The organism is Myxococcus sp. MISCRS1 (assembly GCF_026626605.1).
GTDB lineage: Bacteria > Myxococcota > Myxococcia > Myxococcales > Myxococcaceae > Myxococcus > Myxococcus fulvus.
The window spans coordinates 5,479,234-5,494,624 of record NZ_JAPNKB010000001.1 but is presented as its reverse complement, the minus strand read 5'-3'; the positions used below and the strand labels follow the sequence as shown (position 1 = coordinate 5,494,624).

Genomic DNA, 15,391 nt, shown 5'->3' with positions numbered 1-15,391 from the left:
CGTGTCCCTCGTCCCCCCGAGGCGGGCTGGAGCCCGGGATGGGCTCACGGCCCCCAGGAGGGATGCGAGGCTATTCGGGACGTCGCGGGCGCGACAATCCCAGACACGGACGCCCCAGAGTTCAAGAAGAACCCGGGGTCATCCATGACAGGCATTGGCATACGTCACGTCTTGGTGCCGAAGAGCCGGTCGCCCGCGTCGCCCAGGCCCGGGAGGATGTAGCCGTGCTCGTTGAGCTTCTCGTCCACCGCGGCGGTGTAGACGTGCACGTCCGGGTGGTGCTCGCGCAGGTTGGCCAGGCCCTCCGGACAGGCCAACAGGCACACGAAGCGCAGGGAGCCGGGCTTGCTGCGCTTGACGCGCTGGAGCGCCGCCACCGCGGAGTTGCCCGTGGCGAGCATCGGGTCACACACCACCACGTCGCGGTCCGCCAGCTGCCCGGGCACGCGGTAGTAGTACTCCACCGGCGTCAGCGTCTCCGGGTCGCGGTACAGGCCGATGTGGCCCACGCGCGCGGAGGGCACCAGTTGGAGCATGCCGTCGAGGATGCCCTGGCCCGCGCGCATGATGGCGACGAGCACCAGCTTCTTGCCCTCCAGCATCGGCGCGCGCATGGGCGCCATGGGCGTCTGGATGTCCTCGTCGCGGACCTTCAGGTCGCGCAGCGCCTCGTACGCCAGGAGCAGCGAAATCTCCTGGAGCAGCGAGCGGAAGGTCGCGGTGCTCGTCTCCGTGCGCCGCATCATCGTCAGCTTGTGCTTCACCAGTGGATGGTCCACCACGGTGCAGTTGGGGAACTCCATTGCGTCCCTCCCTCGTCGAATCTGCGGGTTGTCAGAACACCGTTCCGTCGCTGTCCACGCGGATGGGCGGCACCCCGCCGGGGCGCGCCTCGGCGGCCACCTTGCGCCCCGCCGTCCACGTGCCTCCCTGCAGCACCTTGCCCAGGGGCAGCTCCTCCGCGCTCATCCCCAGCCGGCCGCGCACCAGCGCCGCCACCCGGTCCAACAGCGCCACCGTCAGCGCACGCCACTCGACGATGGGCTCCTCGCTCGGATGCAGGGCCTCGCGGGTCAGCCGCGCGTCCCGGGGCACCAGCACGCCCAGGTCCACGAAGAGGCCGCCGTTGCGGTACTCGGGCAGGCCGGTGAGCCCGTCCAGCTCCAACACGCGGAGCCCCGCCTCCTCCAGCGGCTCCACCAGCGAGTACGTCAGCCACTGGGACAGCTTGTGGAAGGGCACCAGCGCGTCCACGCCCTCCACCGGGCCCAGCGCCGAGTGCGGCCACACGTCGCCCAGGTTGACCGCGTCCACCATCACCCGCCCCGGCCAGATGGGGCCCAGCTGCTCCAGCACGTGCCCCAACAGCTCCGAGGCGCGCACGCTGCGCCCCTGCGCCACCACCAGGTCGAACAGCGTCCCGGGCCTGGGCAGCACGCGCCCCAGGCCGTGCATCAGGTGCAGCCGGCCCTCGAGCCCGTCCAGCGGGTTCGCCCCGGTGACCTGGAGCCCTTGCGCGAGCGCGTCGAGCGACAGCCGGCTCAGCGCCTCCGAGTCCGCGCGCAGCGGCCGGTCCGGGTCCGAGGAGAAGACGCCGTCCATGAACATGCGGAAGCTGGCCACCGCCAGGCCTTCCGAGCGCGCCCACGTGCCGCCGCCCTGCTCGCGGTAGCGCCACTTCGGGCCGCTGCCCGCGTCCAGCAGCACGCTCACCACGGCCAGGTCCAGCTTCGCCCGCGCGCGCTCCTCGGGGGACACGCCCTTCAGCCGCGCCTCCAGCTCCTCCACGCGCTTGACGCCGCCCGCGTCGAAGTGACGCCAGCGGCTGTGCAGCGGGATGTCCAGCGTGGGGTATGCCTCGCGCGTGACGGCCAGCACCGTGTCCACCACGGCCGACAGCCGCGAGGGCTCCACGCGGAAGTGCGTGAGCTTCCCGGCGAGCCCCAGCTCCAGCAGCTGATGGCAGCGCTCGCGGATGGCCGCGGGGGTGCGCAGCCACGCGACGGCCGGGGACACGTCCGTCCTCGCCAGGGGCCGCTCAGACATCGAGGCCCCGTCCCTTCACCTGCGCAAGTCCCGCCGCGTCCGCCACGGGGCCCTTGGTGAAGTAGCCCGCCGCCTTCTTCGCCTCCATCTCCACCTTCGCGTCGGCGGGGATGAGCTCCTCGGGGATGGGCACGCGCTCGAGGATTTCGATGCCCGAGCGGACAATGGCGTCGTGCTTCATGTCGCTCATCGACACGAAGCGGTGGATGCGGGTGATGCCCAGCCAGTGGAGCACGTCCGGCATCAGCTCCTGGAAGCGCATGTCCTGCACGCCCGCCACGCACTCGGTGCGGTGGAAGTACGTGGCCGCGGAGTCGCCGCCCTCCTGGCGCTTGCGCGCGTTGTAGACCAGGAACTTGGTGACCTCGCCCAGCGCGCGGCCCTCCTTGCGCAGGTAGACGATGATGCCCGCGCCGCCCGCCTGCGACGTGCGCACGCACTCCTCGATGCCGTGCGCCAGGTACGGCCGGCAGGTGCAGATGTCGCTGCCGAACACGTCCGAGCCGTTGCACTCGTCATGCACGCGCACCGCCAGCGGGATGTCCTTGTTCGCCACCGAGCGGATGTCACCGAAGGCATACAGCGTGAGCCCGCCGATGGGCGGCAGGAAGACGTGCAGGTCCGGGCGGGTAATCAGCTCCGGGAACATGCCGCCCGTCTGCTCGAAGAGGCCGCGGCGCAGCGCGCTCTCCGTCAGGCCGAAGCGCCGCGCGATTCCCGGCAGGTGCCACACCGGGTCCACCGCGGCCTTCACCACCTTGATGTCGCCGTTGGCGGTGAGCAGGTCCCCGTCCGGGACCAGCCGGCCCGCCTCCACCGCGTCGCGCAGCTCCGGCAGGTTGATGTGCGCGCGGGTGACGGCGATGGTGGGACGGAAGTCGACGCCCTGCTCGTAGAAGGGGCGGAAGGCCTGCGGCGCCACCGCGCCCCACGGGTCCAGGGAGACGATGCGGTCGGGGTTGCTCCAGGACGGATGCGGCCCAATCTCCGCGGCGGGCGAGGTGTCCTTCAGGTCCGCGCGGTGGTCCTGCGGCAGCATGCCCGCGGCCACGGCGAGCGCGCGGTAGACGGCGTAGGAGCCCGCGTGCGTGCCGATGACGTTGCGGTGGCCGGGCTCGGTGAGCGTGGCCACCACGGGCCCCCGGCGCAGCGGATCCACCTCGCCCCAGCGGATGGGCACGCTGGGCGTGTCGCCATCCGGATGGGAGGTGAGACGGATGGAGTTGACGGGCTTCTTGTCTGCCATGGGAGCGCCCTCCTTGCGGGCGCGACTGGAGCTCGTGCGGGAGGAACGCTCAGCTCATCCACGAGCCGTCGGTGCGAGCCGACCACTTGCGGGTGACCTTCTTGAGCTGCGTCCAGAAGTCGAGGCTGGAGACGCCGGTGATGTCGCCGTGGCCGAAGCGCGACTCGCCGGTGCCGCCGAAGGAGAACGGCTCGCGCGGGACGGGCACGCCCACGTTGACGCCCACCATGCCCGCGCGCACGCCCTCCACCGCCGCCTGCGCCACCGCGCCGCTGGTGGTGAAGATGGACGCGGCGTTGCCGTAGGTGGACGCGTTCTCCACCGCGAGCGCCGCCGACAGCGTGGGCACGCGGATGATGGACAGCACCGGGCCGAACAGCTCGCGCCTGGCGGCCTCCATGTCCGGGCGCACGTGGTCCAGGATGGACGGGCCCAGCCAGTTGCCGCCGGCCCACTGCTCGCCCGCCGGACGCTTGCCGCGCCCGTCCAGCGTGAGGCGCGCGCCCTCGGACGCCGCGCGGGCGATGGCCGTCTCCAGCCGCTCCACCGCGCCCTTGTCGATGATGGCGCCCATGCCGGGGCCCACCTCGAGCCGGGCCGCGCGCCGGGCGATGTCCTGGAGCAAGGGCTCGATGTCGCCCACCGCCAGGAGCACGCTGCCCGCCATGCAGCGCTGGCCCGCGCAGCCGGTGAACGAGTCCACCACGGCCTGCGCGGTGAGGTCCGGGTCCGCGTCCGGCGCGACGATGAGGTGGTTCTTCGCGCCGCCCAGCGCGAGCACGCGCTTGCCGCGCTCACCGCCGCGCGCGTAGAGCTGCCGCGCCACGGCCGACGAGCCCACGAAGGCCAGCGCCTTGACGTCCGGGTGCTCCACCAGCGCGTCCACCGTCTCGCGCCCGCCGTGCACGACGGAGAAGACGCCGGGGGGATAGCCCGCCTCGCGCATCAGCTCGCCCAGCGCGCACGCGGTGAGGGGCACCTTCTCCGACGGCTTGAGGATGAAGGCGTTGCCCAGCGTCACCGCGATGGGGAACAGCCACATGGGCACCATCGCCGGGAAGTTGAACGGGGTGATGCCCGCGACGATGCCCAACGGCTCGCGGCGCAGCTCACACGTGACGCCGCGGCTCACCTCCAGGTGCGCGCCGCTGTCCAGGTTCTGCAGGGACAGCGCGAACTCGCACACCTCCAGGCCCTTGAGCACGCCGGCGCGCGCCTCCGCCACCGTCTTGCCCGCCTCGCTCGCGGCGAGGTTCGACAGCCGGTCCAGCTCCCGCTCCAGCAGGCTCCGGAAGCGGAACAGGGGCTGGGTGCGCTCGCGCGGGGAGAGGCTCCTCCACAGCGCGGCGGCGGGACGCGCGGCCTCCACCGCCTGCGCGACACCGTCCGCGGGCGTGAGGGGAACCCGGCCGATGACGGTGCCGGTGTAGGGGCTGCGGACATCCAGCAGCGTCGCGCCCGGCGGCAGCAGCCACTCACCTCCCACCAGGTTTCGACACGGAACGACGCTCTCGGGAAGCTCGACGAACGACAAGCGCACACCCCAGACATGGCAACGAGGACGTGCGCTTCATCGTAGCCGCGAACACAGACATCACCGCAACCCACCCCCGGGGCCGCCCGCCAGAATGCCGGGCGACTGTCCTGCACCCCAGCACTCCACCTGTCGGGAAGAGGACCGCCTCCCGCAAAGGCATCCCATGGGGTCTTCAATGCATGGCGTCATGGGCCGCGCCGCGTCATTCATTGACGGGTGCGGGCGGACTCAGGCGACAGTGTTGTCTTTCAAGCGCTCGCGCCGGGACCCAACCACGCACGCAGGCGGGTGAGGACGGCGGAGTCCTCCGCATCATGGGGGAGGCCCAGGCGGCGCGCCTCGGCATACAGCGCGAGCGCGTACTCGAAGCGCTCGGTGGCCCTCTGGGAGTCGCCCTGCTCCAGGTGCAGCTCGCCGTCCTCGGCCACCAGTCGCGCGAGCACCTTCACGCGCAGCGGGTCGCCCAGCAGGCGCGCGGTGGACGCGGCGTCCACCATCAGCAGGGCCGCGTACTCCATCCCCAACGTGTCGAGCGCCGTCGAGCGGATGAGCGCCGCCGCGTCGGCGAAGCGCTTCTCGTGGCGGGCCTTGAGCAATCGCGCCAGCGCGGCGGCGAACTGCTCGATGAGACGCTCGACGTAGTCCTTGCGGATGGACATGGCCCACCCAGGCTCGCGCCTTCCCTCGCGTGGGCACAAGGACCTGGGCGCCGTCGACGTGGGATCTTGGAGGGACCTTCGCGCAGGTGCGACCTTCCCACATCGCGGCCTGTGCTCCGACCTCACCCGAGGGCACGAGGTCCCGGCGGACACCTCGCGCCCGGTCGGCGCGTCTGTCCTGGAGCAGCCAGGCGACTGACGCGAGGCGGCGAGAACCTGGGAGTCCCAAGGAGCTTGGGTACACTCGGGGGAAGGGTGCGCCAGGAATGACCAAGAACGACACAGGCGACAGGGGCGAGGGCTCCGTCGGCACGGGCGGCGAGGACGAGGGGACGGCGTCGCTCGTCCCGGCCCCCGCGGACGAGGGGACGATGTCCCTGGGCACGGGCGATAAGCTCGAAGGGACGATGTCCCTGGGCACGGGCGGCGAGCCCGAAGGGACGATGTCCCTGGGCACGGGCGACAAGCTCGAGGGGACGGCGTCCCTGGGCGCGGAGGGCCCGGGCGCGGGCTCCCACGGGACGGGGGCCCGAGGTGCGGGCTCGCGCTCCTATGGCACTGGAGATCGGGATGTGGGCTCGAGCTCCCACGGTGACGATTCCGCCACGGGGCCGGACGAGGCGCGCCGCCGGGCGCCGCCGTTCTCCCAGGTGGGCCGGTATGTGCTGTTGCGCCGACTGGGCCAGGGCGGCATGGGCGTGGTGTACGCGGCCTATGACCCGGACCTGGACCGGAAGGTGGCGCTCAAGCTGCTGCATCCGGACGGACGCCACGACGAGTCCGAGGAGGCGCGGGCGCGGCTCTTGCGCGAGGCGCAGGCCATGGCGCGCGTCTCCCACCCGCACGTCATCCCGGTGTTCGACGTGGGCATGTGGGGCGACCAGGTCTTCGTCGCGATGGAGCTGGTGGACGGCGGCACGCTGGCGTCGTGGCTGAAGGAGTCGCCGCGCTCGTGGCGCGAAATCCTCACGCGCTACGTGGACGCGGGCCGGGGCCTGGAGGCCGCGCACGCGGCGGGGCTGGTGCACCGCGACTTCAAGCCGGCCAACGTACTCATCAGCCGCGCGGGCCGCGTGTACGTGATGGACTTCGGCCTGGCGCGTCCCATCGGCGAGCTGCGCGAGGAGGACCCGCTCCCCGAGGAGACCCGCGAGACGCTCGCCTCCGGTCGGCGCATGCTGGACACCACGCTCACCGGACATGGCGCGCTGGTGGGCACGCCCAACTACATGTCCCCGGAGCAGTTCCGGGGCGCGACGCTGGACGGGCGCACGGACCAGTTCAGCTTCTGCGCCGCGCTGTACGGCGCGCTCTATGGCGCGCGCCCCTTCGACCCGGGGAGCGTGCGCGCCTACGTCATCTCCAGCATGGTCGAGGCCGGCGGGCGCACCGAGTCGCTCGCCACGCCCCAGGGCGCCCTGGCGACCTCCTCCACGCGGCCGCCTCCGCTCGCGGTGCGCGAGCCGCCGCGCGACTCGAAGGTGCCCGGCTGGGTGCGCGACGCCGTGCTGCGCGGCCTGTCGCTGGAGGCCGACCAGCGCTTCCCCTCGATGTCCGCGCTGCTGGAGGCGCTGTCCCAGGAGCACCACCGGCTGCAGCGCCGTCGGTGGGCGACGGCGGCGGGCGCGCTGGGCACCACGCTCGCGCTGACGGCGGGCGCGGTGTGGCACCAGTCACGCACGTGCGTGGACGCGGGCGCGCAGATGGACGAGGCGTGGTCGTCCTCCACGCGCGACAAGCTGGCCACCGCGTTCGAGGCCACGGGCCGCCCCTTCGCGAAGACGATGGCCGAGCGCGTGACGCACGCCCTGGAAGACTACGCCCAGGCGTGGAAGCAGCAGCGCGTGCAGGCGTGCGAGGCCACCCAGGTGCAGGGCGTGAAGCCCGAGGAGCAGTTGGACCGGCAGCTCGTGTGCCTGGAGCGTCGGCGCAAGGACTTCCGCGCCACGGTGGAGCTGCTGTCGAGCGCGGACGCGGCGATGGTGGAGAAGTCGCTGGACGCGGCGCTCGCCCTGCCCTCGCTGTGGGAGTGCGAGGACGCGGAGGCGCTGGCCTCGGCGCAGCGACGGCCCTCGGACCCGCTGCGCCGCGCGGACATCGAGGTGTTGGAGGAGAAGCTCTCCCACGTGCGCGCGCTCATGGACGCGGGCAGACACCCCCAGGCCCTGGAGGCCATCCAACCGCTGATGGCCCCCGTCGAGGCCACCGGCTACCTGCCGCTGCGCTCCGAGGCGCGGTACCTGAACGGCTGGCTGCTGGAGCAGACGGGCGAGTCCGCCGAGGCCGCGAAGCTGCTGTCGCGCGCGGTGTTCGACGCGGAGGCCGGCCACGCGGACCGGCTGAAGGTGACGGCGCTCAACAAGCTGCTCTTCGTGGAGGATGGACTCGAGCACTTCGAGCCCGCGGCGCGCTGGGGCGAGCTGGCCGAGGCCACCCTGGAGCGCATGGGCGGAGACGCCGTGCTGCTGGGCGACGTGCGCGTCAATCAAGCCAACCTGGCCATCACGCAGGCGCAGTACGACGTGGCCAAGGCGCGCGTGGAGGAGGCCCGCGCGCTCTACGCGAGGGCGCTGCCGGAGGAGCACCCCAAGCGCGCGCGCACCACGTTCCTGCTCGCGCACGTGGTGAACTCGCTCGGTGACTCGGCGCTCGCGCTGAGGCTGATGGAGGACGCGCTCCAGAAGACCACCGCCGCCATGGGCCCGCAGCACCCCGACGTGGCCCGGCGCCACGGCCTGTTGTCCATGACGCTGCGCGAGCAGGGGCAGGACGACAAGGCCCTGCCCCACGCGCAGGCGGCGGCGGACATCCTCCAGGCCATCTACGGCGCGGACAACCTGAAGCTGGCGGAGGCGCTCGACGAGCTGGGCATGTGTCAGCTCGGCCTGCGCCGCTTCGAGGACGCGCTGAAGACGTATGAGCGCGCGCTCGCGATGAAGCAGAAGGTGCTGCCCCCGGGCGACGACAAGCTGCAGTTCTCCCTGGACGGCGTGGGCCAGGCGCTGCTCGGGCTGGGCCGCGCGGACGAGGCCGTGAAGCCGCTGCGCGAGGCCGTGGGCTTCCCGGACGCGCCCCCGGACGCGCTGGCGGAGTCCGGCTTCGCGCTGGCGAAGGCGCTGGCCCGGACGGGGCAGGTGCCCCAGGCGCGCGAGGAGGCCGCGCGGGCCAAGGGGTGGTTCACCCAGGCGGAGCTGCCCGAGCGCGCGGGGGAGGTGGACGGCTTCCTCGCCTCCCTGCCCGAGGAGAAGAAGGCCGCGCGGCCGGTGCGCGCGCTGGTGCGCCCCCGGAAGCGGTGACACGCGTGGAAGGTGGCACCCCCGCCGGGGCGTGCTAGCGTCCGCCCTCGTGTCGCTGCCGCCGGACGAGGAAGAGGCGAACCTGGATGCCACGGCCACGCTGACGCGCGGACGGGCGGGTCAGGTGAAGATGGTGCTCCGGATCCTCTCGGGTCCGGACTCCGGCAAGGTGCATCCGCTCCGACAGGGCACGCACGTGGTGGGCAAGGCGCCCACGTGCGACATCGTCCTGGCGGACAAGGCCGTGTCCCGACAGCACCTGAGGCTGGAGGTGCATGACGAGCACGTGGTGGCCACGGACCTGGAATCGCACAACGGCTCGTTCTGCGAGCGGCTGCGCTTCACGTCCCTGGAGCTGCGCCCCGGCACCGTCATCACCCTGGGCACCACCGAGCTGAAGCTGATGCCCGAGGACACGCGCGAGCGCGCCGTCCTGCTGTCGGACAAGGACCACTTCGGGGCGCTCGTCGGGCAGAGCCGCAAGATGCGCGAGGCCTTCACGCTGCTGGAGCGGCTGGCCCCCGGCGGCGCGGACGTGCTCATCCAGGGCGAGACGGGCACGGGCAAGGACCTGTGCGCGGAGGCCATCCACCAGCAGAGCCCGCGCAAGAAGGGCCCGTTCGTCATCGTGGACCTGGCGGGCGTGCCGCCCACGCTCATCGAGAGCGAGCTGTTCGGCCACGTGAAGGGCGCGTTCACCAGCGCGCAGACGGACCGCGCGGGCGCCTTCGAGCGCGCCCAGGGCGGCACGGTGTTCCTGGACGAGGTGGGCGAGCTGCCCCTGGAGCTGCAGCCGCGCCTCTTGCGCGTGCTGGAGCGCCGGCAGGTCAAGCGCGTGGGCGCCAACGACTACATCTCCGTGAACATGCGCGTGGTGGCCGCCACGCACGTGAACCTGGAGCAGGCGGTGCAGCAGGGGAAGTTCCGGCGGGACTTGTTCCACCGGCTCGCGGTGCTGCGCGTGAGTCTGCCGCCCCTGCGCGAGCGCCCCGAGGACATCCCGGCGCTCATCGACCACATGCTCAAGCAGACGGGCCGGGCGCCCAGCGCGCTGTCGGTCCAGACGCGCGCGCTGCTGGCCCAGTACCCCTGGCCCGGCAACGTGCGCGAGCTGCGCAACGTGGTGGAGCAGGTGGTCAACCTGGGCGAGGAGGCCCTGCCGGAGCTGGAGTCCTCCGGCGAGGAGGGGGGCGCCAAGGTCGAGCTGGACCTCCCCTTCAAGGAAGCCAAGGAGCGCCTCATCGAAGGCTTCGAGCGCGACTACCTGAAAAATCTACTGGAGCGCTGCGAGGGGAACATCTCCCGGGCCGCCCGCGAGGCGGACATCGACCGTGTCTACTTGAAGAAACTGCTGCGCAAGCACGACCTGGATACGGGGCGGGACTCTTAACGCGGAGGGACTTTCGGGTTAGAGTGGGATGACCACGTACCCCTTTTGTCCCTGGAGGCCCCCCGTGCGCATCCCCCTCTCTCCGACCCTGGTGAGGACCCTCGAGCAGCCACGCGTCGACGTGACGCCGGCGCCGGGGGCCGCAGCATCCGGGACGGGCACGGCGGCGGCCCCCGAGGTGACGCCGGTGGAGGCGCCCACGGATGCGTACGGCGCGCAGGAGGCGCAGCTGAGCGAGTGGGTGCAGCGCTTCGGTGCGCTGGCCAGCGCGGTGGGCACGGCGTCCGCCACCCAGCCCCAGCAGGTGGCCTGCGTGAGTGACTTGTCGTCCATGAAGGTGCCCCAGCTGGGCGGGCCCGCGGACGGCGCTTCGGTGCTCCAGCAGACCAAGGACTCCAACTGCGGGTCCGCGGTGGCGGTGATGCTGGGCAAGGACAAGGGCACCACGGGCGCGAAGCCGTCGACGGAGACGATGGACTCGCTCGAGTCGCGCTTCACCAACGGCGACGGGACGACGCCGCACGAGCTGTCGAACATGATTGCGCACGAGGGCGCGGCGGTGACGCAGGCCTCCGGCTCCTTCGACAAGAAGCTGATGGATGAAGCCCTGGCGCGCGACGGCAAGGCCGCGGTGCTGGTGGACTCCAACAAGGTGGACCCGAACGCGAAGGACGCGGGCAAGGGCCGCGCGCACTGGGTCACCGTCGATGGCAAGGACGCGCAGGGCAACTACACGGTGAAGGACCCGGGGACCGGCAAGAGCGTGAAGATGGACGCCGGGGCGCTCGAGGACGCGGTGGGCACCGCCTGGAGCGAGCACAACGGCGGCGGCATGCTCGTCGTCGAGAAGGCAGAGGGCACCACCGAGGCCGAGCGCGCGCAGCGCGGCGGCGAGATTGCCACGGCGCTGGGCAACTCCGATGGCGGCGGCTCCCGCAGGGGCGCCTTCGCCCGCGAGTCCTCCTGAGCGGAGGGCCTTACCTGGGCCGCGCGTCACGCTCGCCGCGAAGGCTGGCGGACTGACGCGCGGAGCGGGACCTGCGTCTCGAGCCGACCGCATGCCGGCGCGACGCCTCTGCTGAGCAGGCCGAGCTGGAGCCGCGCTGCCCCGCGCAATGCGCGGGCGGCGTGCTCCCGTTGCAAGGGGCACCCTCGTCACACGCGTGTCGGCGCGACGCCTCCCTCGCCCCGCGCCGGAGTGCACGACGCTCGGGCGATGTCCCTCGTGGGCGTCGCTCCTCAGACGTGGAGGTACTCCACGGCCTGGAGCCGGAGGAGCTGCTTCGCGAGCTCCTGCACGCGCTCCACCTCTGCGTCACCCAGTGGCTTTCGCAACGCGAGCTTCAAATCCGTGGAGGCGCGGAACAGGAGGTTGCGCACCTGCGCGTTGCTCAGCAACGGGTTGAGCGTGCGCAGGTGCCCCACGAGCGAGCCCAGCTGCTGCAGCGTCAGCCCGGCCACCATCACCTGCGTGGCGCTGCCCTCGTCGGCGAAGCGCGCGACGGCGAGCTGGAGCGGGGACAGGAGCAGTGAGCGGGTGAAGGCCGGCTCGCACGACAGCTGGAGCCGGGCGCACTCGGACACCATCGGGCCGGCGTCGTGGCCCTCGATGACGGGCTGGATGCGGGCCGCGTCGTAGCGCGTGAGCACCGCCTCGTACGCCGCGCGGGCCTGCTTGCCCGGCTCCGAGCGCTGGAACACGTCGAAGGCGAGGTGGATCTCCTCGCGCAACAGCTCGAGCAGGTACGCGTCATCCACGTTCGCCGGCACACCGAGCACCTCGGCCAGGAAGGCCCGGTCATCGGCCGTCCCGGCGGCCACGGCCCAGAACTCGAGCGTGACGGAGCTCTCGCTCATCATGATGGGCACCGTGACGACGCCCTGGTGACGCCCCGGGGCCTGGACGAACTGGGAGAGCTTGGCCTCCAGGTCCGCGTAGCCCCGCATCAGCCGGTCCATCACGGCGGCGCGCACCCTCGCGCGGCCCTCCCGCGAGGCCGGCGTCTCCTCGCGCGGCGCGCGCTCCGCGAGGTCCCGCTCGCGCGGAGCCTGGGCCGAAGTGGACTCACGCGCGGGCTGCTGCGGCGTCGGAGGCGCCTGCTGCTCGGCGCGCGTGGACGGCTGCGGCTGCGTCGCAGGCGTGGGCGTCGCCACCTGCGCGGGCTTCGCCGCCATGCCCGTGGAGGTGCCCGTCGGGGGCGCGGTGCCGAGCGCCTCCGCGCCGCCCTGGGTGAAGCCCTCGAGCCCGCCGGAGCCGCCGCGCTGGGCGCCGGCATCCATCCCGTCGCGGTGGACGCCACCCTGCGCGCCCTGCTGTGCCTGCTCGCCCTCGGCGGGGCGGGCCCCGGTCTTCCCACCCGTCGCGGGCTTGCCGCCGGTGCCCTTCGCCTGGGGGGACTTGTCCGACTTCTTCGCCTCCGCGGGCTTCGCCTGCTCGCGCGCCGCCTCCTCCCTCGCGGACCGAGGGGGGACTCCGGGGCGGGGGGCATTCGGCGGGAGGCGGACGCTCATGGAGGGGACACGGCCGGCGCGCGCGGCGCCGGTGGGACTCAGGTGAGGTTCTTCAAGCGGACGACCAGGTTGCTGTCACCACTGCCCAGCGTGCTCGCGTCGTCGGTGGGGATGACATAACCCTGGTCCGCGCCGACGTGCTTGCGGAAGAAGTCTACCACCGCCGGGTCCTTCACCTCCGAGGTGGTGGTCTTCTTGATGCCATACACCGACCCGTCCTCACCTCGGGCCTTCACGGCGTCGGGCGCGGAGGAGAGCAGGTTCTCCAGGGTCCCGGACGTCCGGCCGCCGCTGGCGGGCTGCATCGTCATCGCGGTGTTGTGCCCCTCGATGTAGCTGACGTCGTAGTAGGTCTTCCCGAAGCCACCGTCGAACTTCACCTCGCCGAGCGTGGCGTTCTTGCCGTCGCCCGACGTGCTGCGGAAGTTGCCCGACCACCCCTCGGGGAACTTCACCGTGCGGTTCTCGCCCGGCTGGAGGGTGACCGGGTCCACCGCCTTCTCCCCCGCGTTCGGCGTGAACTGGATGGTCATCGGCTTGTCGCCGTCGTTGTGCAGCGACAGCGTGTTGCCGTCCTTCTTCGCACCCTGCGAGTCGGAGACCTTCTGCTTCGCGCCGACCGCCTCCGCGGGCTGTCCGGGGGACGGGGCCGCGGCCTTGCCCGAAGGCGACGGCGCCTGGGCGCCGATGCTCGGGATCTGCGGGGACGGGGCCGCGGCGGAGGTCTCGGCGCAGCCCGCGAGCGCGCCCGGCCCCTGCGCGCCACCCAGCGGGGGCACACCGGTGCCGCCCTGGCCCTGCGCGCCGCTCAGCGGGGGCACGCCCGTGCCGCCCTGGCCCTGCGCGCCACCGAGCACCTGCGCCAGCTCATTGAGGACCTCGAGCTGCGAGGCGAGCACCTTCACCAGCTTCTGGAGTCCCTCCGCGCTCTTGAGGCCACCGGTCTCGAAGCCGTCCTTCTGGAAGAGGGACGGGGCCGAGGGCGCGTTCATCGGCGTCGGCCGCGCCGCCTGCGACACCGACTCGGCGCGGGACGACAGCGAGGGGGCGACGGGGGAGGCGACGGAGCGGGAGATGGGGGAGAGCGCCATGACGAGGTCCTCGGGGGCTGGGCTGCGAGGGCTGAGCCAGGTCAGCCGATGCAGCTCCCTTGAGCACGGGGTGTGCCAGGGTCCACAGCTCACCAACCCCCTGGAATCACGGCGGAAGTCCGCGACTCCACGGGCCGAGGAGGGCGCGCTCCTGGTGACCGCCGTCGAGGGTCTGATGACCGTTGTCATCAGGGCGGCGGCCACCGGAGCACGGCTACTTCAGGCGCAGCACGTACGCCTCGAGGAACACCGTGGGCAGGTCCATGTCGCCCTCGGGCTCGCGCACGTAGCCGCGGGACATGTACATGCGCGCGACGCCGACGGCACCCCGGCGCACGTGCAGGCACACCGCGTCCACGCCCCAGCGCCGGGCCAGGGCCTCGGCGGCATCGAGCAGCGGCCGGGCGAGCCCGCTACCATGCACCTTCACCGCGGTGGCCAGCCCCCGCAGGTCCGCCGCGCGAGGCAGCCACGCCTCCGAGCCCGGCGCGCCGGGAGGAAAGAGGGCCACGGTGCCGACGACCTCGCCATCGAGCTCCGCCACCAGGAGCGAGGCAACCTTCCGCCGCGCCGCCACGTCGCGCAGCTCGCGCTTGCGCTCCTCCGTGTAGACCACCTCCGGCAGCTTCTTCGCGTACTGGGTGGTGAAGGCCTCGACCAGCAGCTCTCCCACCGCCACATCGTCCTCGGGCCGTATCTCTCGGATGACGGCCCGCCCCACCACGTCCTGGGTGCTCATGCCCGCAGCCATTACCACGCGTGGCGCGTCACTGTCTGGCGCGCGTCCGACGACGCACCGCGCGCACGAGGCGGACGCCCCGGAGCCGACACCGTCGGTCTGACGTGAGCAGCGCCACCTGGAAGACGCGGTGCCTCGCGAAGCGCGCTTCGCGTTTGTGCACCGACTTGCTCACTTCGCGCGTCCCGGGGGTTGTCATCCCGCCGGGTTGCGCCCGGCACACCCTTTGCCCTGGGGCCACGCCACCATGAACTTGAGCTCGTTGCGTCACGGCCTCCTGAGCGGACTCGTCGCCCTGCCCCTCCTCGCCCGAGCCCAGGGGGACACCAGCCCCCCACCGCGCCCCTCCGGGCACGCGCCCTCCAACCTCGAGTCCCGGAACTGGGCGGTGAACGTCGGGGCGCGAGGCCACTCCTGGAGCTTCGACCGGACACGGGCCGAGCTCCCCCTCCTCATGGTGAGCATGGAGCATCAGCCCTTCCGGCACCTGTCGTTCTTCGGCGGCACCCACTTCGGCCCGGACATCAACCTCGTGGGCGCGCAGGTGGGCAGCCGCGTCTTCTTCGGCGAGACGTTCCAGGAAGGTGTCTTCGTCGCGGCGCAGGCGAGCTACACCCTGTTCACCGTGGGCGACGACACGTTCGGCAGGCGCAGCTCCTTCGGAGGGCTCGTGGGTTACTCCCATCCACTGAGCACCCGGTGGCACCTGTCGCTCGGCGTGGGCGTCCAGTCCACGCGGACACGCAGGACGACCTATCCACCTCCGATCCTGCTCTGCCCCTTCGGGATGTGCAGCCCCGCCGCCGCGCCGCGGACCGAATCGTGGGAGGCCGAGGAGCCACTCCTCCAGTTGGGCACGTCGTTCCGGTTCTGAGG

At 72.3% G+C, this 15,391-nt stretch carries 12 protein-coding genes; 4 read left to right on the top strand and 8 right to left on the bottom strand.

From position 1 onward, the window contains the following. Positions 1–164 precede the first annotated feature (164 nt). The 5 genes from upp to OWM54_RS21785 form a co-directional block, all read right to left on the bottom strand. Entirely contained in the window at positions 165–803 is a 639-nt protein-coding gene (upp, locus tag OWM54_RS21805) for a uracil phosphoribosyltransferase (protein ID WP_141329226.1), read from the bottom strand. 31 nt (positions 804–834) lie between these two features. After that, positions 835–2,046 (bottom strand): URC4/urg3 family protein, encoded by a 1,212-nt coding sequence (locus OWM54_RS21800; protein ID WP_267698709.1) that lies wholly within the window; start codon positions 2,044–2,046, stop codon positions 835–837. Continuing rightward, complete coding sequence (locus OWM54_RS21795) at positions 2,039–3,292, bottom strand: GTP cyclohydrolase II (RefSeq protein WP_223749389.1); 1,254 nt, start codon at positions 3,290–3,292, stop codon at positions 2,039–2,041. The genes OWM54_RS21800 and OWM54_RS21795 overlap by 8 nt, the downstream gene beginning before the upstream one ends. Before the next feature lie 49 nt (positions 3,293–3,341). Continuing rightward, positions 3,342–4,826, bottom strand: a complete 1,485-nt coding sequence (gene mmsA, locus OWM54_RS21790) for a CoA-acylating methylmalonate-semialdehyde dehydrogenase (RefSeq protein WP_267698708.1) — start codon at positions 4,824–4,826, stop codon at positions 3,342–3,344. Between the two features lie 251 nt (positions 4,827–5,077). After that, positions 5,078–5,488, bottom strand: a complete 411-nt coding sequence (locus OWM54_RS21785) for a hypothetical protein (protein WP_223749391.1) — start codon at positions 5,486–5,488, stop codon at positions 5,078–5,080. Between the two features lie 266 nt (positions 5,489–5,754). Between OWM54_RS21785 and OWM54_RS21780 the strand changes: the two genes are divergently transcribed. From OWM54_RS21780 to OWM54_RS21770, 3 genes are all read left to right on the top strand, one after another. After that, on the top strand, positions 5,755–8,784 hold the full coding sequence (locus tag OWM54_RS21780; protein ID WP_267698707.1) for a serine/threonine-protein kinase: 3,030 nt from the start codon (positions 5,755–5,757) through the stop codon (positions 8,782–8,784). 31 nt (positions 8,785–8,815) lie between these two features. Then, positions 8,816–10,174 (top strand): sigma 54-interacting transcriptional regulator, encoded by a 1,359-nt coding sequence (locus tag OWM54_RS21775; protein ID WP_370640388.1) that lies wholly within the window; start codon positions 8,816–8,818, stop codon positions 10,172–10,174. Positions 10,175–10,238: 64 nt separating this feature from the next. Continuing rightward, positions 10,239–11,141 carry a hypothetical protein gene (locus tag OWM54_RS21770; RefSeq protein WP_223784274.1) on the top strand — a complete coding sequence of 301 codons (903 nt, stop codon included), beginning with the start codon at positions 10,239–10,241 and terminating at the stop codon, positions 11,139–11,141. 272 nt (positions 11,142–11,413) lie between these two features. Here the strand turns inward: OWM54_RS21770 and OWM54_RS21765 are convergent, their stop codons facing one another. The 3 genes from OWM54_RS21765 to OWM54_RS21755 form a co-directional block, all read right to left on the bottom strand. Further along, positions 11,414–12,685: a hypothetical protein gene (locus tag OWM54_RS21765; RefSeq protein WP_267698706.1), complete on the bottom strand. Its 1,272-nt coding sequence runs from the start codon at positions 12,683–12,685 to the stop codon at positions 11,414–11,416. A 38-nt stretch (positions 12,686–12,723) separates the two neighbouring features. Further along, positions 12,724–13,776 (bottom strand): hypothetical protein, encoded by a 1,053-nt coding sequence (locus OWM54_RS21760; protein ID WP_267698705.1) that lies wholly within the window; start codon positions 13,774–13,776, stop codon positions 12,724–12,726. A 214-nt stretch (positions 13,777–13,990) separates the two neighbouring features. After that, on the bottom strand, positions 13,991–14,515 hold the full coding sequence (locus tag OWM54_RS21755; protein ID WP_267698704.1) for a GNAT family N-acetyltransferase: 525 nt from the start codon (positions 14,513–14,515) through the stop codon (positions 13,991–13,993). A 247-nt stretch (positions 14,516–14,762) separates the two neighbouring features. Between OWM54_RS21755 and OWM54_RS21750 the strand changes: the two genes are divergently transcribed. Further along, entirely contained in the window at positions 14,763–15,389 is a 627-nt protein-coding gene (locus OWM54_RS21750; protein ID WP_267698703.1) for a DUF3575 domain-containing protein, read from the top strand. The last annotated feature ends 2 nt before the right edge of the window (positions 15,390–15,391 follow it).